Origin of the sequence: Chondrinema litorale, from assembly GCF_026250525.1 — a bacterium.
Classification (GTDB): Bacteria; Bacteroidota; Bacteroidia; order Cytophagales; family Flammeovirgaceae; genus Chondrinema; species Chondrinema litorale.
Genome location: NZ_CP111046.1, coordinates 145,250 through 166,332, shown reverse-complemented (window position 1 = coordinate 166,332; position 21,083 = coordinate 145,250). Strand labels below are relative to the sequence as shown.

17 protein-coding genes are annotated in these 21,083 nt (G+C 35.4%); 3 read left to right on the top strand and 14 right to left on the bottom strand.

Annotated features, from left to right (window positions below):
• Positions 1-92: 92 nt before the first annotated feature.
• Positions 93-1,130, bottom strand: coding sequence for a GntR family transcriptional regulator (locus OQ292_RS25600; RefSeq protein WP_284687031.1), 1,038 nt, complete (start codon positions 1,128-1,130; stop codon positions 93-95).
• Positions 1,131-1,278: 148 nt separating this feature from the next.
• Here OQ292_RS25600 and OQ292_RS25595 point away from each other — a divergent pair, with 148 nt between their 5' ends.
• Positions 1,279-2,064 carry a BRO family protein gene (locus OQ292_RS25595; protein WP_284687030.1) on the top strand — a complete coding sequence of 262 codons (786 nt, stop codon included), beginning with the start codon at positions 1,279-1,281 and terminating at the stop codon, positions 2,062-2,064.
• Between the two features lie 381 nt (positions 2,065-2,445).
• Here the strand turns inward: OQ292_RS25595 and OQ292_RS25590 are convergent, their stop codons facing one another.
• Positions 2,446-3,009, bottom strand: coding sequence for a hypothetical protein (locus tag OQ292_RS25590; protein WP_284687029.1), 564 nt, complete (start codon positions 3,007-3,009; stop codon positions 2,446-2,448).
• Between the two features lie 486 nt (positions 3,010-3,495).
• Here OQ292_RS25590 and OQ292_RS25585 point away from each other — a divergent pair, with 486 nt between their 5' ends.
• A complete protein-coding gene (locus OQ292_RS25585; protein ID WP_284687028.1) occupies positions 3,496-6,225 on the top strand; it encodes an alpha-L-rhamnosidase in 2,730 nt (909 codons plus the stop codon).
• Positions 6,226-6,314: 89 nt separating this feature from the next.
• Here OQ292_RS25585 and OQ292_RS25580 read toward each other — a convergent pair whose 3' ends face one another.
• From OQ292_RS25580 to OQ292_RS25555, 6 genes are all read right to left on the bottom strand, one after another.
• On the bottom strand, positions 6,315-6,677 hold the full coding sequence (locus tag OQ292_RS25580; RefSeq protein WP_284687027.1) for a DUF952 domain-containing protein: 363 nt from the start codon (positions 6,675-6,677) through the stop codon (positions 6,315-6,317).
• Positions 6,678-6,684: 7 nt separating this feature from the next.
• On the bottom strand, positions 6,685-7,170 hold the full coding sequence (locus tag OQ292_RS25575) for a GNAT family N-acetyltransferase (RefSeq protein ID WP_284687026.1): 486 nt from the start codon (positions 7,168-7,170) through the stop codon (positions 6,685-6,687).
• 23 nt (positions 7,171-7,193) lie between these two features.
• Complete coding sequence (locus OQ292_RS25570) at positions 7,194-8,210, bottom strand: SDR family oxidoreductase (RefSeq protein ID WP_284687025.1); 1,017 nt, start codon at positions 8,208-8,210, stop codon at positions 7,194-7,196.
• A 100-nt stretch (positions 8,211-8,310) separates the two neighbouring features.
• A complete protein-coding gene (locus OQ292_RS25565; RefSeq protein WP_284687024.1) occupies positions 8,311-8,634 on the bottom strand; it encodes a hypothetical protein in 324 nt (107 codons plus the stop codon).
• A 279-nt stretch (positions 8,635-8,913) separates the two neighbouring features.
• Positions 8,914-9,447, bottom strand: a complete 534-nt coding sequence (locus OQ292_RS25560; protein ID WP_284687023.1) for a hypothetical protein — start codon at positions 9,445-9,447, stop codon at positions 8,914-8,916.
• A gap of 52 nt (positions 9,448-9,499) precedes the next feature.
• Positions 9,500-10,381, bottom strand: a complete 882-nt coding sequence (locus OQ292_RS25555) for a restriction endonuclease (RefSeq protein WP_284687022.1) — start codon at positions 10,379-10,381, stop codon at positions 9,500-9,502.
• Positions 10,382-10,550: 169 nt separating this feature from the next.
• Here OQ292_RS25555 and OQ292_RS25550 point away from each other — a divergent pair, with 169 nt between their 5' ends.
• Positions 10,551-11,021 carry a YHS domain-containing (seleno)protein gene (locus OQ292_RS25550; protein ID WP_284687021.1) on the top strand — a complete coding sequence of 157 codons (471 nt, stop codon included), beginning with the start codon at positions 10,551-10,553 and terminating at the stop codon, positions 11,019-11,021.
• Positions 11,022-11,042: 21 nt separating this feature from the next.
• Here OQ292_RS25550 and OQ292_RS25545 read toward each other — a convergent pair whose 3' ends face one another.
• The 6 genes from OQ292_RS25545 to OQ292_RS25520 form a co-directional block, all read right to left on the bottom strand.
• Positions 11,043-11,480, bottom strand: coding sequence for a hypothetical protein (locus tag OQ292_RS25545; RefSeq protein ID WP_284687020.1), 438 nt, complete (start codon positions 11,478-11,480; stop codon positions 11,043-11,045).
• A gap of 37 nt (positions 11,481-11,517) precedes the next feature.
• Positions 11,518-12,585: an SMP-30/gluconolactonase/LRE family protein gene (locus OQ292_RS25540; protein WP_284687019.1), complete on the bottom strand. Its 1,068-nt coding sequence runs from the start codon at positions 12,583-12,585 to the stop codon at positions 11,518-11,520.
• A 96-nt stretch (positions 12,586-12,681) separates the two neighbouring features.
• The gene (locus OQ292_RS25535; protein ID WP_284687018.1) at positions 12,682-14,679 is read right to left on the bottom strand and encodes a plastocyanin/azurin family copper-binding protein; all 1,998 of its coding nucleotides are present in this window, start codon (positions 14,677-14,679) and stop codon (positions 12,682-12,684) included.
• 8 nt (positions 14,680-14,687) lie between these two features.
• The gene (locus OQ292_RS25530) at positions 14,688-16,556 is read right to left on the bottom strand and encodes a 3-keto-disaccharide hydrolase (protein WP_284687017.1); all 1,869 of its coding nucleotides are present in this window, start codon (positions 16,554-16,556) and stop codon (positions 14,688-14,690) included.
• A gap of 375 nt (positions 16,557-16,931) precedes the next feature.
• A complete protein-coding gene (locus OQ292_RS25525; RefSeq protein ID WP_284687016.1) occupies positions 16,932-18,401 on the bottom strand; it encodes an alpha-L-fucosidase in 1,470 nt (489 codons plus the stop codon).
• Positions 18,402-18,523: 122 nt separating this feature from the next.
• On the bottom strand, positions 18,524-20,950 hold the full coding sequence (locus OQ292_RS25520; RefSeq protein WP_284687015.1) for an ABC transporter permease: 2,427 nt from the start codon (positions 20,948-20,950) through the stop codon (positions 18,524-18,526).
• Between the last annotated feature and the right edge of the window lie 133 nt (positions 20,951-21,083).

Below are 21,083 nucleotides of genomic sequence, written 5' to 3'. Positions count from 1 at the left end.
CAGTATTTATTGATTTTAAACCAAATATACCTCAATAGCCAGCCAAAGCTGTTCTGTACTATACTATTAGAAAGGAAATGGAAATGAGCATTTTATAAAGATTTTCTTTTGATATATCTAAATGGATTGCCTATTTCTTTTACTTCACCTTTTTTAACCATTTGTGCCGCAGTTGTGCCCATTGCTTCAAAATCTGTAGACACCACACTTAATCCATTGGCGATAAATTCTTTTAGCGGAGTTTCATTATAAGAGATTACCCCAATGTCTTTCCCTATCTTTAATTTATTATCACGGGCTGTTTGTAGTAGAGCCAATAGGTCGTTTTCTTCCAATAAAATATAAGCTTCTTTAATATGAACAGGCTTATATTCGAAATGATGGAGGATGCGGTAGTCAAACCCTTCTTCTTCGCAAAAGTGTATAAATCCTTTTTTAATCTCATCTGGGTGATAAGAAGAAGCCGGAAATACCATGTTAATTCGCTGGTATTTTCTTAAATCACTTTTGGCAGTTTCTAATGCCTGACTTATATCGTTAGCAAAATCTTGATAAATGGCAGGGTACTCTTCGGTGAGTCCATCTAGTTTTCTATCTAGTATAATTAATTGATGGCGCGGCAATGTTTTTAACACTGCATTTACGGGTCTATTTACTCCGTAAAAGTGCGATATAATGATGTAATGCGTAAAATTACCCTTGTTTTCTTCTATCTGCCTTTTAAAAGTTTCGAAGTCGTTGTTGTAGATAAATAATCGTACGCGGGCATCTTTTCCCATCTCTTTTACAAAAGCATCATACACCACTTTTTTGTGCGGACTCAACTTATTAAACATCAAGAATACATTGTAATCTTTGCTTACATCATCGCTCCTTACATAAATACCTTTCCCTGGTTTCGATACCACAATGCCTATTTCCCGCAGGTCATTATATGCTTTTACGACTGTTTCTCTTGCTAATAAAAACTCAACACTTACTTCGTTGATCGATGGTAGTTTCTCCCCTACTTTTAAATCGCCCCTCTTTATAGCATGTACTACTGATCTTACAATTTGTCTGTATTTTGGTGTTCGTTTACTTTCATCAACCTGAAATAGATATAAAAGTCTATTACGTTTTCTTTGCATGCTAGTTCTTTAGAAAAAATAAAATAATTTTCATCTTTACTACTAATTGAGCGATGAAGTTATAAAGTGTTGTTAAATAGCACAAATCTATTTATCCTTCTGATGTTTAAATTTTTTTTTAATATTAAACTTCTGAAAAACGAAAGCTATGGAATTGATTGAATTATTTAATAATGAGATACGCAGAGTTTGGGACGAAGAAACGCAACAATGGTATTTAGTAATTGTTGATGTGGTAGCTGTATTATCAGAAAGTAAAAACCCAGCTGGCTATTTAAGAGACCTCCGCAGGCGCGACCTAGGCTTAAAAGAAGGATGGGGGCAAATTGCCACCCCCCTTGTAGTGGAAACTACGGGAGGTAAACAAAAAATAAATTGTGCCAATCAAGAAGGTATATTGCGCATTATTCAGTCGATACCATCTAAAAATGCAGAACCATTTAAACTATGGTTGGCAAAAGTAGGTAGTGCTGCCATTGATGAAAGACAAAACAAACGACTCGCTTACCATAAAAAGCTAAAAGAAACTCAAGAAAAATTCTACAAAAACATAAAAGAAAGGGGGGTGGATGATGAAGGCTTTCTTCGTGTTGTAAAAGCCGGAGACGAAAGCTTGTTCGATGGTGCTGATATGAATGAAAAGTATAGTATCTCAAAAGAGGATGACCCCGATGATTTTATGGATAGCATTCTGCTTACAGGTAAAACTTTTGCTACTGAGATTAGTAACCATACTGTTAAGCAGAAGAATTTGCAGGGAGAAAAAAATATTTCTGAAGAGCACAAGGCTAGTAACAAAGAGATTAGAAGTGTGCTCATGAAAAAAGAAGTAACTCCCGAAGAATTACCACCTGATGAAGATATTAAAAAAATGCAGTCTCCAACAAAACCTCAAAAGAAAAATTTGAAGGGTAAAGGTGAGAATAAGGAATAAGAAAAAATTTAAAATCTCTGATTTTGATACCGTGATTTCCAGATATTTAACTTTTGTGTTTTGTACTTTTGACTTGACTCAAAAGTACGAAAAACTCAAGACTGTGGACAAATTCGCTAAATTTATTCCATGATTCCTAAAAAATCCGAAACTCGCTTCGCTCAAACACTGGATTTTTTTACGAAATCATTCCAAAAATTCTTAACGCAATTTGACCAAGGTCACTCGAATAAATTAAGTTCGTTTTTTACGATCAAATATGTTTAAAATAAAAAAAGCTGTTCATACAGATTTATATAAAATATAGAACCTGCAGAACAGCTGCCCTCTGTTTTAGCATTTGTGGTAGATGTAATGTCTCTTACATCAGTTAGTCACATATTAATTATCGTCTCGTTCTTCTTCGATTTTTTTATTTACCACTTTGCCGTTTTCCAGTCTGGCTTTCATATCTATTATTACTTTTTCTTCTCTTATCTTGATGTTCATCTTTTCGATCTTCTCTACTTTAGAGTCATATTCTTTTTCAATATCTCTAATTACATCACTGCCTTTGTGATTATAGTGGTCGTTATCAAAATTAACATCATTAAAATCTTCTGGGTCAATATCTGTCAATTCGATGTCCATATTGTTTACCATGTTCTCGATCGATTTACCAAGGTTTTCACCCCAAGCTTCCCAATCACTTTCATCACCAAAATCTACCGAGAAGTTAAAAGTATTATCATCGAAACTGGCATCTATGCTACTAGTCACTTTTTCAACACTAGACTCTACTATTTCTGAAATGTAAGCACTAAAGTCGTGTTCTTCGCCATTTACTTTAATCACTATTTTCTCTTTGTTTTTACTCCCGTCTTTATCATCATCTTGAGCTAGGAGTGTATTTGTTGTAGAGAAACAGATAAAAAAAGCGCCAAGACTAAGTAAGAAATTTTTCATATGTAAAAAGTTTATTTAATTACTCATGCAAAATTTATCAAACCAAGTACCTTTTAATACAAGTTACTGAAAAACAATAAGATACGCCTCTGTAATGCTTACTAGAGCTGTTCATTATGATGCAATGCTGTTCGGAAGTGGACAAATTGATGGAAAAATGAACTACACTTTTATTGGTAATTTAAATCTCAATTAAAAGCATTAAAATACAGTTCAACACAGTTTTTTGCTCATCTCAGCAAAAGTTTAAGAGCAAAACTTTCAATTATTTAGGCAAAATTCTAAGTTTATATAGAAGTTGTCTAAAGTTTTTGTTTTGTTTCGAGAATGAAGAATTGGTAGGAAAGACAAGGCAATTTTGAAGTTCGTAGCCGCAGCTACGGGCCGAAAAATTAACAAAGTATTTCCTTTCAAGGCGAATTTGTAGTCTAAAGAAACAACTTTACGCAACTTCTAAATTCAAATCAGATAAATTTAATAATGAAAATGAAAAAAATTCTATTACCTCTATCTCTCCTGCTAATGGTTTCCTACCAAATATTGGCTCAGGTAAGCATTAGCGAAACGCTCTTAGAGCACCGAATTAACCCTATTGGAATTGACATAGAAAAGCCCCGATTTAGCTGGAAAATTGAAAGCGACAAACGCAATACCATGCAAACCGCTTACGAAGTACGTGTGGCTAAAACAGAAAAAGATGTAAGTCGAGGTAAAAATCTCGTGTGGGCTTCTGGAAAAGTTAATACAGACCAATCGGTTTATATCAATTACAAAGGAGAAGATTTAAAACCTAATTCTCGCTATTACTGGCAAGTAAGAGTTTGGGATAATCATAATAAAACTTCTAAGTGGAGCGATGTTGCCTATTGGCATACTGGCTTTTTTAATACCAATGCTTGGACTGCCAAGTGGATTAGCCCCGGATATACCGAAGACAATAGCCGACCAAGCCCATACTTTAGAAAAGAATTTGCTGCAAGTAAAACCATTAAATCTGCCACAGCTTTTATTACCTCACATGGTATTTACGAAGCACGCATAAACGGACAACGCGTAGGCGATGCTTACCTCACTCCCGGCTGGACAAGCTACAATAAAAGATTGCAGTATCAAGTATATGATGTTACTTCGCAAATAAAGACCGGAGCAAATGCCATTGGTGTTTCTTTAGGAAATGGCTGGTATAGAGGCAAACTCGCTTGGGAAAAAGGCTACGACCACTTCGGAACAGACATCTCTCTAATTATGCAATTGCATGTGCAGTATACAGATGGTACTGAAGAAGTGATTATCACAGACGATTCTTGGAAGAGCAGTACCGGACCCATTACTAGTGTAGAAATCTATAATGGTGAAAAATACGATGCCCGAAAAGAATTAACTGGCTGGGATAAAACCGGATACGACGACAGCAAATGGAACGGTGTAAAAGTTCAAAATTTTGATAAATCTAACCTCATTGCTACTTATAATGAACCTATAAGAAAAAGAGAAACTTTTGAACCGCAAGCCATTTTTAGAACACCAAAAAATGAGTTGGTAGTAGATTTTGGACAAAACCTAGTAGGCTGGGTGCAAATAAAAGTGAAAGGAAAAGCGGGCGACGAAATTTCAATTTACCATTCCGAAGTACTAGATAAAGAAGGTAACTTTTATACTACTAACCTAAGAGCTGCCGACCAAGAAAATGTGTATACTTTAAAAGGCGGAGACGAAGAATCTTTCGAACCTCATTTTACTTTTCAAGGATTCAGATACATTAAAGTAGAAGGTTTTCCGGGAGAATTGAAAAAAGAAAACCTCACAGCAGTTGCCTTATATTCCGATATGGAAAAAACCGGAACATTCAGTTCTTCTGATCCATTGATTAACCAACTCCAACACAACATACAATGGGGACAAAGAGGAAACTTTTTAGATGTTCCAACAGACTGCCCACAAAGAGATGAGCGCCTTGGCTGGACTGGAGATGCACAAGCATTTGCCCGAACTGCTTCTTATAATTTTGATGTGAAAAACTTCTTTTCGAAATGGTTAAAAGACCTTGCCGCTGATCAAGTAAATGGTAGTGTTCCCCATGTAATTCCCAATGTGTTAGGAAAAAATGGACATGGCTCTGCTGGTTGGGCAGATGCAGCTACTATTATCCCTTGGACAATGTATTTGGCTTATGGAGATACAGCCGTTTTAGAAGATCAGTTTGAGAGTATGAAAAGCTGGGTAGATTACATCGGAACAAAGAGTAATAACAACTTGTGGAACACCGGTTTCCATTTTGGCGATTGGCTATTTTACAGACCTTTCGACGATAACAGTGGAATGGCTGCTGTAACTGACAAATATCTAATCGCTCAGTGTTTTTATACTCACTCAGTAGATTTGGTAGTAAAGGCAGCAAAAGTTTTGGGTAAATCAGATGATGTATCGAAATACGAGAAACTGGCGCAACAAACCAGAGATGCATTTAAAAGAGAGTACCTCACTCCAAATGGCAGGTTGGTTTCTAGTACACAAACTGCCTATGTGTTGGCTCTCCACTTCGATATGTTACCAGAAAACTTAAGAAAGCAAGCAGCCGAAAGATTGGTAGAAAATGTGAAGCGATACAACAACCATTTAACTACTGGTTTCTTGGGTACTCCTTACCTTTGCCATGTATTAAGTGCCAATGGTTACAACGATGTGGCTTATACCCTACTCATGCAGAAAAGCTATCCTTCTTGGCTATACCCAGTTACGATGGGCGCTACTACCATTTGGGAGCGTTGGGATGGAATTAAACCAGACAGTACTTTCCAGAATCCGGGAATGAACTCATTTAACCACTATGCTTATGGAGCCATTGGCGATTGGATGTATAGAAACATTACCGGGCTTGATACAGAAACTGATGTTCCGGGTTACAAGCAAATAGTTATTAAGCCTACTACTGGTGGTGGGCTAACTCAGGCAACAGCCAGCCTCAAATCTAATTATGGCCAAATTACTTCTGGTTGGGATATTGCCAGTAATGTTTTTAAAATGCATGTGGTAATTCCTCCAAATACCACTGCTACAGTTTACATACCAACAGAGTCTGAAAATGCAGTGATGGAGAATGAACAAAATATCACTACAGCTAATGATATAGAAGTACTAGGTATGGAAGGTAAATACCTGAAAGTAAAAGTAGGTTCTGGCGACTACAAATTTCAGGTTGCAACCAGTAGCAATTAATACTTGAAAAATTTTATAAAAGAAAATAAAAACCCAGAGACTAAATTGAATTAGGTTTAGTCTCTGGGTTTTTCAATATATTGAAATAGCTATTTTAAATCTTTGGGTAAATAAAACTTTCCTTCAGTATTTGGAGGAAAAGCCACTACGTCTACTACTGCATCCAGATTTAAGTTTCCATAAATATGTGGAAATAATCCTTCTCGCTTTGCATCACTATCTTCACTTGCAGCGCCCTCAAAACGTAAATCTGCTTTAACCAACTTCGTTTCAATACAAAGTAAAACCAGATTAACTCTGCCTTTGTAATAAAGATTAGCTGTTTCTTCTGTTTGATCAGGGGTAGAACAATGGATAAACCCTTCCAGATCTAGCGAAACAGGACTATAAAATCCCTGGAATTGTGCTGACTCCCAGTCGCGTCTGTCTGTTATATGATAAATCGTGTCCATTCTGAATTTAGCTTAATAGAATGTTCATTTTTAATATAAAAAAATCTTTGCCTTCGTGCGAAAGAATAAATGGTGCATCTTCAGTAAAACTAAAGCCTACTTTATGGTAACAGCTTATAGCCGCAGTATTGCCCTTAATTACAAATAAATCTACAGAATTTACTTTAAAATGGCTTTTTGCTTCTTTTAATAAAGCATTAACAAATTTTACTCCTAAGCCCTTACCTCGCTCGGTAGGGTTCCCAATTAAAAGTCTACCTAATCGAACAGAATCATTATCTTGAGGAATAATCTCTCCGAAAGCATAAGGTCTGCCTTCTTCTAAATAATCTATATAAAACTTCCGATCAGGATGTACTATTAGGTAAGTTTGAATCTGTTCTTCGGTTAATGGATACTGAAAAGTGCTGCCGCCAAACCTAAAAAGTAATTCGCTACTGGTTACCCATTCTTGTAACAAGTGAAAATCTGACAATTTAAATTCTTGCAACATAGCTCCTCACTGCTATACATTGTTTAACCAGCCTGATATGCCTCGATTATGGCATCCATAAATCGATTGTTCTCTTCACGGATTACCATGCGAGATGGGTCAGCCTCAAACCATTCCACAGTTTCTTTTATACCCTTTTTAAAAGTAGTAGTTGCGTTGAACTCAGGCACAAAAGTTTTGATCTTTGTATTATCGAATATGGTACTTACAGCTTTGTCTCCTTGTAGATTACCCAACATAAAATCGCCTCCCATACTACACCAATCTAACTTTTTAGCTGCTTCGCTAATAAAATCTGATGCAATGTGAATAGCATTCAACGGCACACCTGCTGCATTTGCCACAGCTTCGTATATCTGATTCCAAGTTAATAACTCATCTGAAGTAATATGGAAAGGTTGACCCAAAGCTTGTTGGTGTCCCATTAAACCTATAAATCCTACTGCAAAATCACGCGCATGTGTAATTGTCCAAAGAGAACTACCATCACCATGAATAATAACTGGCTTGCCTTTTTTCATTCGGTCTATAATGGTGTAATCGTCCCAACTACCAATTGCTACAGGAATTACAGTATCGTAAGTTAAAGATGGTCGCACGATAGTCATCGGAAAATCATGCTCTCTGTAAAGAGATTCTAAAGTTTCCTCACAACTAATTTTATCTCTTGAATACTGCCAGTAAGGATTTTTAAGTGGTGTACTCTCAGTAATTACCGGATGCGTTAATGGTTTCTGGTATGCCGAAGCCGAGCTGATAAAAATATATTGTTTGCAATTGTCTTTAAACAATTCGTAGTCGCGTAAAATATCTTCTTTGGTAAAAGCAATCCAGTTCACCACCACATCCCACTCATGACCCGCAATAGCAGCAGCTACTTCATCTTTCTTAGTAATATCACCTTTTATTACTTTTACACCAGGAATTTCTACCTTTCTTGTTCCTCTGTTCAGATGGTACAATTCTACCCCTCTCTCAATTGCCAGTTTGCTTACAGGTGTACTAATATTGCCAGAGCCGCCGATAAATAATGCTTTCATTTGTCTTAATTTTTTCGGAATAAAAGGTTTATGGTAGATTTGAGTTTCTACCTACATTTTACTTCATACTTAATGAAAATAAATGGAACAGCAAAATAAATTAGTGCTGCTCTTCAGAATTGATATTCGAACCCATTCTTCGGGTGAGCGTTTTGCTTTCCTGAAAAATAAAATCTTTAAAAATATCCAGTTGAGCTGGTTCGAATTTACAGGGATTGAAGATAATTTCAGGCTCGTGAGCTTTAAGATCGATTCCTCTTTTGCGCGTTTCCTTTTTTATAATTTGATTACACATAGCTCTAAAAACATCAGAGTAACTCATGTCTAATACCTTGCAAAAAGCTTTGAAACGGTTTAATTCTGCCTCGGTGAGTTTGATCGAAAGTTGCTTGTTTATGATACCTTTTGGGGGTATTTTTTTCATAATTTGTTCCAGTAGTTAAGCCTCGCATAAAATTACACAAAAACAATGTATAGATTAAACAAAATCCCGAATTTGTTTTAATTTTTTTGCTTTTATAAGCCATATATGGAAGATTATGCCAGTAAAACGGCAAATTCTGTTAATTTTCTTTTGTTTTGGGTGGGAGGGTAATAAAGTTAGTGATTATTCTCAATATAGTAGGCAATTGCCATGTTTTTTCGAAGTAATTTTGAAAATTTAAAATAAATGGTTCTATTCCAACAATACCGTTTTATACCTTCAAAAAATTGTTTCTTTAATATTGATTTTTTCTTTGTAAAGAATCTTTAGAAAAGATTTCAAAACCTCATATTGTGTATCATTTTCTATTAAGATTTTCAGTACTTTTTCGTCAGTTTCTAACGGATTTATAACTAATGTACACAATCCATTATGCCTCATGCCTCTCTTGTATTTTTTGCCTCGAATATAATTGCTATTTAAATTCATTCCTCTAATTGAGGGGTTATCAATAATTAGTTCTCTGTCATTCTGATGCACTTCAATAGAAGTTTCACTCATCAAAACAAAACCAACAATATGTTTTTTACTTACCCAATCACTATATAAAGTTCGAGTAAAACAGTAAGAAGCATCAAATAATACAAAACCTAACACCAGGAATACTAAAGGGGTTTTCCAGTTTGGAGGACTATAAAAATTTATAAGAGAAAGTGTGACTAGTACAATTATACTTGGAAAAAGAAATATATACCATTCTGAAACTTCTTTTCCTGGAAATGATGAATCGACAAGTTTATATTTTGTTTGCAATTTTTTTAGATTGATATTAAGTTTAATTACTTTTAAATACACTTTTTCACTATTATTGCCCCTCAAAAAAGTCCTCATCTAACTCTTTTACTTCGTAAATTGATTTAATCTGTATTCCCACATTATACTCATGCATTAGATCTACTAACTTATTACCATCAATGAGAATAATTGTATGATGAGCTTCACGAGCTTTTTTCACCGCACCATTATCAAACGCAGAAGTAGTTACAAAAACACCTTTAGTTGTATCTCCACTCATTGCACCGATAAAATTTCTTATATCTTTTTCTCTAACCTTATTCTCATTATATCTTTTAGCTTGAATATATATCTTATCTAAGCCTAATTTATCTTCGTTAATAATCCCATCTATACCACCATCACCAGTTTTGGAAGTTTCAATAAAATCTCCATACCCCATTCTTTTCAGAAGTTGAAGAATTACTTTTTCAAAATAAAAGGGATCTATACTTTTTAGCTTATCTAATAATTCACTTTTAACTTGTTCTTCAATTTCTTGAAACCCCTTATCAATTAAATCTTGAGGAGTAGAATCTTTTATCTCAGTATCCTTTGTAATACCTTTATTCTTTTCTTGATCATAAAAATTAAATAAATCCCCCTCAACATCTTTCAAACTTAATTGACCATTTTGATTTAGTCCTTTATCAGTTATTTGTACCATCCCTCTCTTTGGATACATTAAAAAACCACCTTTTTTCAAATAAGACTTTCCCCAAGCTATTCGATTAAGAATTAATTTTTCACCTGTTTTTGTCTCTTTTTCTAAAAGTTCATTAGGAAGGTCTGAATAATATTTCTCTACAACTTTCTTTAATAAATCTCTATGATGTATTACCTGACCATCACTTAAAATATTTAATATTGGATTAAATGTTTCATTGAACTTAGGTAATTCTATTTCCTTCATAACTTCATTTTCATTATTGATGAATTACTCATACAATTTAAATATAATACTACATTGCTAAAATATGGCTAAACTTGAAAGCAAATAGTTACATTGAAACCTAAAGCTCTCAAATTAGGTTAGTGCTTTGATAACATCATTTGTCTTCCATTTAACCCTAGTATTTTAGATGATCAAGTATAGTATTATCATGAGCTTGCAGCTTTGTTTTATGCTGTTGGGCTTCAATCTAATGGCACAGAATGAATCTGATAGAAAATCAAATTTTAATCTGGAAAAAGAATATGCCATTCAGGGTTACGATCCGGTAGCCTACTTTACTGAAAGCAAAGCTGTAAAGGGTTCAAAAAATTTTCAGACCAATTACAAAGGCATTCCCTATCTTTTCTCTTCTGAAAAAAACAAAGACACATTTCTAAAAACACCCGAAAAATATGAACCTCAATATGGTGGTTGGTGCGCTTATGCGATGGGGCTAGATGGCAGCAAAGTAAAAGTTGATCCTGAAACTTTTAAAATCACCGATGGTAAACTCTATCTGTTTTACAACTTCTTTTTTAATAATACTTTAAAAGATTGGAATACAGATGAAGCCAATCTGAAAAAGAAAGCAGATCAAAATTGGAAAAATACTTATTAAAATTTAATCTCTAAGATTTGTCTATTTTATCCCATTGGGGAAATCAATCTTATCTAAAAGTTCTAATCCATTAGATACTATAAATGGTTTATTAGATGTTTTTGGGCTCCATCCATTCGAACTAAAATATTCAATAATTTTTCTTATAACAGCTGGTCGATTTAAGTTAATGCTCACACTTTCAGTTTGTGGTTTGTTGGAATCGTTTTCTATAAAAAGCCATATTATCCCAGTGTTAGGATAACCAACAATCCATTTTTGTATGCTGTTTTCATCATTATCTTCTTCCCTAAACAGAAGATTAAGAGGAGCGTTTTTAAAACCCTCCAAATAGACGGTAACCTTTTCAGCACATTTAGAATGTTTAAACTCTGTTAAGTGGTAATGTCCAGCTTTCCACAAATAAATTTCATTATCGATACTTATTTTCCGCAGTTTTGATTTATTGATGTGCTTCATACTTAATTCTAAAAACCAATACTAATAACTATCAATATTAAGGCTTCAATACCAATCTCATTAAATGCATGTCGGCGGTAATGTATAATACAGAATAGTCTGCATTAAAAGCACAGTTGGCAGTTGCAACACTCGTTTTTATTGTTCCCAAATGTTCGCCTTCGGGTGTGAAAACCAATACGCCACCGGGACCAGTTGCAAACAAATTTCCTTTATCATCTGCTTTCATTCCATCGGGCATTCCGGGAGCTTGCTTGGCTAATTCACTTGCATCAAAAAATACTCTTTCATTAATAAAATTGCCTTCTTCACTTAAATCATAAACCATCCAAATAGGTCGCTTGGGATCAGAATTGGCTACATAAATCTTAGATTCGTCAGGAGAAAGTAAAATACCATTGGGTCTGTCTAGCTCATTAGACTGCAATTCTACTTCTCCATCTTTCACACTATAAACTCCCTCAAAAGGAATCTCTCTTGCCGGGTTATTTTCTAAAGGATCACCCTCCATTCCTTCTGCTAATTTTGGCAATCCATATGGTGGATCGGTAAAATAATAAATACCCTTCTTGCTTAAAACCACATCATTCGGACTATTAAATTTCTTACCTTCCCAGTTATTGGCAATTGGTTCAAAGTCGGATGAAGGTTGAGTAATCGGCGAAACCATTCGAGCCAATTGGCGATTACCATGCTGGCAAAGAATTAAGTGATTATCAGCATCGAGAATTAATCCATTTGCACCCATTTCACCACCATGTACTGCTGTTCCTGTATAACCAGATGGTTCCAAATACAAACTAGCAGTTGTATCTCCGGGTGACCATTGGTAAATTTTGTTTTCTGGCACATCAGAAAAAATCAACTTATTTTCACTCTCTAACCACAGCGGACCTTCAGACCAATTGAATCCAGATGCCAGTATTTCGAGCTTTGCATCTTTAGAAATAAGTGCATCCAGTTTTTCACTTAATCGCTCAATACTGCCAGTAGTTTGATAAGTTATTTCAGTTTGTTGTTCTTCTTTCTGAGTTTCCGCAACTTCTTTGTTACAAGCTGTCAGCATCGTTAATAGTAGGAATAATCCTGAGATAGTTTTTTTCACTTCCGTTATTTTATAGATTTTACAACTAAATATAGCCTTAATATTCAATTGTATAAAACTGTTATCCAATGTCGAGTAAAAAGCTAAAGAACTTAGCTATTTCACAATCAATGTTCCTCTCATGGTATAAGAGTGCCCAGGGAAAGTACACACGTATCTATATTCGCCCGGTTCGGTTGGTGCCGTGAAATAAATAGTTTCCGATGATTCAGGTTGAAGGATATTACTGTGGAATAACACCTTATCTGTATCTGGCACATAGTTTTTATCAGGCCCATCTAAGCCCAGATTTTCAGCCAATTTTGCAACTTCGTCAATGGCATCACCCGGTTTAGTAATTACCAGATTATGCAACATATCATCATTGTTACTAAAGGTGATAGATACTTTGCTTCCTGCTTTTACTTCCAGTGTTTTTGTATTGAATAATAAACCCGGCTTAGTACCTAAAGACAAAGTTACTTCTGGTCCGTCTGTCCAAGACTCTGGCATTTCGGTTACTCTTTTGGCACTTTTTGTATTACTACCTGATGAGGTTTTAGCCATCGATATATCCATTCCGCCGGTTAGAATTTTACCACCGGGAACATCATTTAAAGTATAGTAGCCAACATTGTGTAAAAGTGGATTACCTCCTGCTGATTTTACTGTCGATTTTATTTCGTGGATGTAGCCTTTTCGCAAACCATGAACTTCCAGTTTCACTTTCATACCATCTTCAGAAACTGTGGCTTTGGTTATGTGACAATTTTGCTTTTCGATAATATCACTACCATATGTACTATGGTAATGGTAATTGAAACTCGTCATGTTATAAGATGATGGATCAGCCGCTAATTTCTTATCTACTGCCTGCGTAAAGGTGAGTTCAAAACCATCTGCTAAAGCACTCATGGTTTTAATTTCAAAAGGCGTTTTTCCTGTCCAAACCAATCTTTGCAAACCGAACAATTCTGGTCCGGTTGAAGACCAACCTCTGCTAGTCATGCCTACGAAAACGGAACCATCTTCACCCCAAATCATTCTTAACAAACCAGATGAAAACCCTTCTCTAAATGGGAAGCAAGCTCCTTGATATACTCCATTCACTTTCTCCATATACACCCGCATAATTTTGCTATGGCCTTGGTCACCCACAAACATTTGCCCTTCAAAAGGACCAAACTTGCCGCCAGTATTATCGGTAATAAATCCAGAGGTGGAAATTCCCATTAAAGTATGTGGAAACCAGATGGCAGGAATTTTTAATTCAGGCACAAATTGAGCTGCCTCATACATAGTGATGCCCTTATCTGGTATTTGATCTTTTTTGAGTTTAAGTGGTGATGCCGGATCGTCTGTCCAGCGTAAGCCAGCCGGATTACCAGCAAAGTCACCAACTTCTAAATGTGTCATTCGACCTGAGCCTACCCAGTCACCTTGATTCTCTGTATAAAAGATATCTCCATCTTTGTTTACATCAAACCCTGATGGAGAGCGCAAGCCTGTTGCGATGGGTGTCATCTCACCTTCGGGAGTAATTTTGAGCATCCAACCACGCCACTTTACCAAGCTTTCCCCATAACCAATCCATGAAAGGTTTAAGGTAACGAGCATATCATCGTTGGGTAAAATTACTGGCCCATATGAATAATCGTGATAGTTACCAGACAGTGGCCAAGAATAAATGGTTTTAAAAACATCTGCTTCACCATCGCCATTACTATCTTCGATTCGGCTCAACTCACTCCTCTGAGAAAGAAAAAATCCATTGTCTTTATATGCCAAACCCAATGGCTCATGTAAACCAGAAGCAAATCTTTTATAAGTCGGGTTTTTGCTGTAAGGTTTGTCTATTAACCAAATCTCTCCTCTTCGGGTTGAAACACCCAATTGTCCTTTATCAGTTAAAGACAAGCCGCCTACTTCTAGCATAATATCTTCTGGAATCGGCACCGAAACAATTTTATAATATTTTGCTTCTTCCAGTGTATCAGTAGGGTCAGTTATTACAAAATTTAGGTTTTCACCTGCAAAGTTTAGTTGAGGGATTAATAACATCAATCCAATAAATTGCAGCGTACGTTTGTAGTAATTCTTGATATTCAATTTCATTTCTTTATTTACCAAATTGTTTCATAAATAATGTCACTGCTTTCTCCTTCTACCTTGTAAAGTAGCTCTTGCTTGCCTCCCACTTTTCGCACTAATAATTCTTTATCGGGTTCGCTCATTGCCAAGTAATATTCCTTATCGTTAATTGCATATGTGCCATCGGGCAGTTTTTCAATTTCTTTACCTTCAGCAAGCTTCACATAAGTTTTAGCATCTGCATGTTCGATCTTAATTGTACGGGTAAATTTATGCGAATCTGAATCGGGCAAAATCTTATCTGTCATCAGTGTTTCACCAATATTCATTTTAAACTCTGGATAACCTTCATTATCCAACGTGTAGCCCAAATGTCTGTAAGGTTTATCCAACCAAATTGTATCTGGCCAAAGTGTATTTTCACTTTCCAATTTTGCTACTGCTGGCCCTGCATAAAATTCTGTTTTCGGTCCTAATGTTTCTGCTAATTGAGGCTCACCTCTTTGGTACCACATGTCTGAAACATTTAGAAAATCTCCTTGCCAAGCTTGTAAAAATGTACCCGTACTCATATCATAAGAATAATGAATATGATAAGGTGTACCCACTGAAATTACGTGTGTTCTTTTAATATCTTTATGCATAATAAAGCTCCTTTGCGTAACTACTTTTTCGGCAGGAATGATGATGGGAGAATCTGGTTTTACTATAAAAATTGAACTTGGTGCATTTAAAGTTTGCTTAGCTGTGTTTTCACTTTCTACATACAATGCCATCCCTCTTCGCCACCAATCATCGAATTTATTATAAACAAACTTGAAAGGATAAGTACCTGCTTTCAAGCTCTTCTTCATATAGAACATTTCAGCAAAATCATGATCGCCAACGGCATTCAATAAAGTATCTTCCCCAACAATAAGAAAACCCCCACCATGCATGCGCATCGAAAAAATATAACTAGCATCATCTGGAAGCGTCATTTCTCCTTCATAATACAAAAGATACTTCTCTCCTTCGGAAGCTTGAGTATAAGAAATAGTATCTGTTTGTATATTTTGAGTGGGTTGTTGCGATAAAAAATCTCCTAAGGTATCACCTGTACTTGCATATTGTTTTAAGGTGATATTCTGCAAACTTACTTGATGCCCATTGTACGATTTGTATTTGATGTTTCTAAAAGCCACGGGTCCATGATCTCCTTGAATCATCAAAGGTGCTGAAGCAACTTCATTTTGAAAGGCAGCAGCTCGGGTTGGCCCACTTACTTCTGCATCTTTCTGAATAAGTGTCCCATTTAAATAAACTTCTTTAAAAACAGCATTTTTAATTTTCTTTCCATTGCTATCAAATCTTGGAGCTTGAAAAACGATGTTTAAATGCTGCCATAAACCCGGTGCTTTTGCCGCATTTATTTTTGGAGCGATTCCTTCAAATCCATTTTCTCCTTCTGGTTTACTATCATCCCAGCGTTCATAAATACCTCCGATATCACTGTGTTGTGGTTGGTCTACTCCCCAACTATCGAAAAGCTGAACTTCGTACCGACTCATCAAATAAATACCTGAATTTGAATTTTTCGGCATCATCACGTCTAGTTCAATATCTAGATCGGTATGCTCAAAATTGGTAAATAGGTTTTCATGTTGACTTTCGTTCGGCAGGTTTACCAAAATTCCATTTCCACTTTCAGGTTCTAAAGACTGCTCCTGATTTCGGTTAGCGTATACATTACCGGTAACTTGCCAGTTTTGCCCCGGATCTTTGAAAGTGCTGAGATCATCCAACACAATCGTTTTCATCGGAAATGTAGCTTCTGGTTTTTTACTTTTAGGTGTATCTTCTTTGCAGCCAAAAAAAAGAAGTGCGGTTAATATCAGCACACCACTTCTCACTTGTTTCATCAAATAAATCGGTTTTCTATTTTCATATTCAAAAAATGGATTAACTCTCAAATTAGTCATCCATCTAAAAAAATACAGTGTTCAATCTACTAAAACACTAATTATTAGTACTGAATGTAGATTATATTTAATTAAGCACCCAATAAAATGGAGATATTTTTCAATCCTAATCATCTTTTATTACCCTTCATGGTGCTTTACTTTCATCATTTAAATAATTTGATGTACTTTTTTTAGGGTATAATTACTTTCTGATTAGCAATAGGGATTTAGGGAAAAAGGGAAGTAGCCATAAAAAAGGCAACAATTAATTGTTGCCTTTTGATAAATATAAGTTGCTTCTCGAATCAAAATAGATGCTACTTAGGCATCCTTTTATTCAGCATTGTAAATTGCCCATTCTGCAATAGTTGGTACATCGCCAGTAGTTTCTAGTTCAAGTTTTAATTTTGATGCTGAAACTTCGGAGAAAGTTAATATTCTTTTAAGGCCAATAGTTGTACCTCCTGTAATCTCTTTCCAGCTTTCTCCATCTTGCGCATAAACTGTAAAACTGCTTACTCTTTGTCCAAGTGGTGTATACTCTTGTAATACCAAATGGTCGAAACTTGTTTCTGCACCTAAATCTAAATTAAGAGTAGCTACTTTTTTACCTTGTTCAGCAGCCCAATAAGTATCAAAACTTCCATCGGTAATTTTAGAAGCAGCATAGTCTGGATGCGAACCCCAATAAGTATCGGCTGTTGCTTCTTTTCCTTTAGCCAAATTATCATCAAAAATCTGATCTCTCATTTGCTTAAAGGTATTGAGGTTTTTAACATCATTTTCATGAAGTAAGCCTCTTCTATCTGGTGGTAAGTTGAGTAAAAGAATAGCATTTCTACCAACAGATTTATAATAAATATCTAATAAGTGTTCTGGTGTTTTTACCTCATCGTCTTCTTTAGCATGGTAAAACCAGCCCGGACGAATAGACACATCGCACTGCCCTACTATCCAAGAGTTTCCATTCGGATCGCCAGCATTGAGGTATGCAGATTCTGAACCTCCAATAACCAATTTACTCTTATCTATAGTAGACCAGAAAGTTTCGCCAGCAAAACCTTTTTCATTACCGATCCAGTGGATGTCAGGTCCTGCATCAGAAAAGACTAATATATTGGGCTGAAGCTTTTTAACTAGAGCAATGGTATTATCCCAATCGTAATAAGTCAATTTATCGATTCTGCGCTCTTCGTTGGCACCGCCATAATAACCATCTCCGCCATTTGCACCATCAAACCAGATTTCGCTGATATCTCCATAATTTGTAAGTAATTCTGTTAACTGGTTTCTGTAATACTCTATGTATTCTGGCTTTCCGTAATCAGCATGGTTTCTATCCCAAGGAGAAAGGTAAAGCCCAGCTTTGATCCCATATTTTTTACATGCATCAGTAAATTCTTTTACAATGTCACCTTTGCCATCTTTGTATGGACTGTTTTTCACAGAATGTTCGGTATATGCAGAAGGCCATAAGCAAAAACCATCGTGGTGTTTAGCTGTTAAGATCAATTCTTTTAAGCCAGCTTCTTTCGCTACTTTTACCCACTGTTCTGTATCTAATTCAGAAGGATTAAATATAGAGATATCTTCATCTCCCATTCCCCATTCTTTATCAGTAAATGTGTTTACCGTAAAATGGATGAAACCAATCATTTCCATTTGTTGATATTCAACCTGAGATTCAGTTGGGATTACACTAGATGGTGCTGGAGGTGGTACATCTTTCACTTCTGTTTCACAAGAGAACAGAGTGAGTGATGATATTAAAATTGTAACAATCAGTAAGTCTTTTACTTTCATTTGGGAAGTGTTAGTTTTTAAACCAGAAAATTACAAGAAAAATAGTTCTTCAGGTAATTTAATTTATTACTTCTGCTGTGAAAGGAAAAAGTCTTACTGAAAAAGGACTTAAATTTCGGTATTTAATCGTCTTTAAGCATATATGCAGGATTTATATAAGCTGTTCTGATAGTTTGGACAGAAATAGTAAGAAAAGCAAAAAATAAAACTGCCAAGCCCGCATATACAAAATAGATAAATTCTATATCAACCCGATAGGCAAACTGATTTAACCAGAAGTCTAAACCAAAGTACGCCAAAGGACAGGCGATTACAAAAGCAATTAAAATGAGATTCATAAAATTGCCACTTAGCAAAATGATTACTTGCCAGATAGAACTACCTAGCACTTTTCTAATGCTAATTTCTTTTTTGCGTTGTTCGGTCATATATGCAGAAAGACCCAACAAACCTAATGATGCAACTATAATTGCAATTATTGCAAAGATACCAGCAATGCTGCTTAACTTCTCTTCTGATTCGTAGAGTTGTTGTAAATTCTGATCGAGGAAGAAGTATTCAAAAGGTCTTCCCGGAATTATCTTTTCCCACTCATTTTGCAAATAGCCTAGTGTTTTTGCCATGTCTTGATCATCAACACGAATTGCCATGTATTTTATAAAAAGATTAAATGCCCCCGGTCTCACATCTAAATCCAATACCAATGGTGTAATTGGTTTGTGGCGAGATGTAAAGTGGAAATCGTCTACTACGCCAATAACATTGCCTTTCACTTTACCCAAATCAAAACTTTTACCTATCGCTTCTTCGGGTAACCAACCTTGTGTTTCAGCAAGTTTTTTATTAATCATCAAGGAATAAGTATGATCTTGTTTCATATCCATTGAATAAGCTCTACCGGCTAATAAATTAATATCAAAAGTCTCCAAAAAATCATGGCGAATACATAGTCTGGAGAAAAGCTGAGATTCAGTCATTCCTTCAAATTGGTAATTACCTCCTTGATGCTTTGCTCCTAAAATCTCTTCAAGTGCGGTTACCGACTTTACGCTATTATGCTTTAAAACTTCCTCTTTATAAGTTTCGTAAAAATCGGCCATTGGTGTTCTCAACACAGGAACCATTACAATATTTTCTTGTTGAAAACCGGTGTCTGTTGATTGAAGGTATCTGAGTTGTTTAATTGCCACAAATGTTCCAATAATCAAAATGATAGAAACCACAAACTGAAGCGTAACCAATAACTTTCTGAATATGGCACCTTTGTTATCCGCTTTTAAAGATTTAAGTATCGTTATAGGTTTAAAGCTGGATAATATCATGGCTGGATAAAAACCAGATATTACACCGATACAAACTGTAAATATGATTACACCCATCAACAATACAGGCTCATTTAGCAAATTGATCTCTTCTGCTTTTCCTGTAAAAGTATTGAACCAAGGCATAATTAAAGAAATACTTACAATAGCGAGAAATACCGAAAAAGCACTCATCAGTACAGATTCGGTTAAAAACTGAAATACTAATTGGTGTTTTCTCCCTCCTAAAGTTTTACGGATTCCAACTTCTTTTGCCCTTTGGATGGAAGTTGCAGTAGATAGATTCACAAAGTTGATGCAAGCAATTAACAACACAAAAATGGCAATACCTGCAAAAATGTAGATGGATGAAATATTGCTATTGGGTTGTATCTCAAAATCGAGGTCTGAGTTTAAATGTATATCGGTAAGTTGTTGCAGACCTAAAACTATGGATGCATTAAATTCTTTATCAAATGCTTTATTTACAAAAGCAGGTAGTTGATATTCTAATTGATTGGCATCCACACCTTCTTTTAATAATAAGTATGTCCAGCATGGATTCCAATACCAATTATTATGCGGAAGATGCCCACCAAACATGGGTTTCAAACTTGAAAATGAAGCCAGAAAATCATATTGAAAATGCGAGTCTAATCTGGCATCTTTTAGAATACCTGTAATCATTAAATCATACTCACCCTGAAATTTTATACTTTCTCCTATTACTTTTTCTTGTTGCCAGTTTTCACCAAAATACTTTTTTGCGATATTTTCTGTAATTAACACTGTATTTGGTTTTGCAAGTGCATTTTCGGGATTTCCTTGAGCTAATTCAAAATCGAAAACTTTGTAATAGTTCTCATCAACAAAGAAAAATCGTTTTTCATTAAAGGCTTTTTCGGTAGCTTCATACTCTACCGAAAGCATTGGTGCCTGAAAATTAAAAAACCTAACCCCCTCTTCCACTAAATTTGGAAACTCACCTACAATTGCTTCTGCTACTGGAAATGGCAAACTCGAAGAACGTTCTGCATATGTTCCTCCTTCCCCTTTAAAAAACTCCTTTATTCTGTAAATCCGATCAGCTTTACTATGGTACTGATCGTAACTCAACTCATCACTTACATAAATGTAAATTAGGAAGAAACAAATTATGCCTAATGCGAAACCAGATATGTTTATCAAAGAAAACAATCTGTTCCTCAGTAGATGTCGGATAGTGGTAAGTAGGTAATTTTTAATCATTTTTGATGGAAGTTAATTTGACACCTAATAAATTTAAGCATTTAGGAGAACATTCCTGAAAATTTAATCAAGGATTATATAAGCGAAGATATATAGTGATAAATGGCAGATGTTTATCCCATCGAAAAGGTGA

Excerpts from the sequence above, each read along its gene's own strand:
- OQ292_RS25600 (WP_284687031.1), bottom strand. The coding sequence starts at position 1,130 with ATGCAAAGAAAACGTAATAGACTTTTATATCTATTTCAGGTTGATGAA.
- OQ292_RS25595 (WP_284687030.1), top strand. The coding sequence starts at position 1,279 with ATGGAATTGATTGAATTATTTAATAATGAGATACGCAGAGTTTGGGAC.
- OQ292_RS25590 (WP_284687029.1), bottom strand. The coding sequence starts at position 3,009 with ATGAAAAATTTCTTACTTAGTCTTGGCGCTTTTTTTATCTGTTTCTCT.
- OQ292_RS25585 (WP_284687028.1), top strand. The coding sequence starts at position 3,496 with ATGAAAAAAATTCTATTACCTCTATCTCTCCTGCTAATGGTTTCCTAC.
- OQ292_RS25580 (WP_284687027.1), bottom strand. The coding sequence starts at position 6,677 with ATGGACACGATTTATCATATAACAGACAGACGCGACTGGGAGTCAGCA.
- OQ292_RS25575 (WP_284687026.1), bottom strand. The coding sequence starts at position 7,170 with ATGTTGCAAGAATTTAAATTGTCAGATTTTCACTTGTTACAAGAATGG.
- OQ292_RS25570 (WP_284687025.1), bottom strand. The coding sequence starts at position 8,210 with ATGAAAGCATTATTTATCGGCGGCTCTGGCAATATTAGTACACCTGTA.
- OQ292_RS25565 (WP_284687024.1), bottom strand. The coding sequence starts at position 8,634 with ATGAAAAAAATACCCCCAAAAGGTATCATAAACAAGCAACTTTCGATC.
- OQ292_RS25555 (WP_284687022.1), bottom strand. The coding sequence starts at position 10,381 with ATGAAGGAAATAGAATTACCTAAGTTCAATGAAACATTTAATCCAATA.
- OQ292_RS25550 (WP_284687021.1), top strand. The coding sequence starts at position 10,551 with ATGATCAAGTATAGTATTATCATGAGCTTGCAGCTTTGTTTTATGCTG.
- OQ292_RS25545 (WP_284687020.1), bottom strand. The coding sequence starts at position 11,480 with ATGAAGCACATCAATAAATCAAAACTGCGGAAAATAAGTATCGATAAT.
- OQ292_RS25535 (WP_284687018.1), bottom strand. The coding sequence starts at position 14,679 with ATGAAATTGAATATCAAGAATTACTACAAACGTACGCTGCAATTTATT.
- OQ292_RS25530 (WP_284687017.1), bottom strand. The coding sequence starts at position 16,556 with ATGAAACAAGTGAGAAGTGGTGTGCTGATATTAACCGCACTTCTTTTT.
- OQ292_RS25525 (WP_284687016.1), bottom strand. The coding sequence starts at position 18,401 with ATGAAAGTAAAAGACTTACTGATTGTTACAATTTTAATATCATCACTC.
- OQ292_RS25520 (WP_284687015.1), bottom strand. The coding sequence starts at position 20,950 with ATGATTAAAAATTACCTACTTACCACTATCCGACATCTACTGAGGAAC.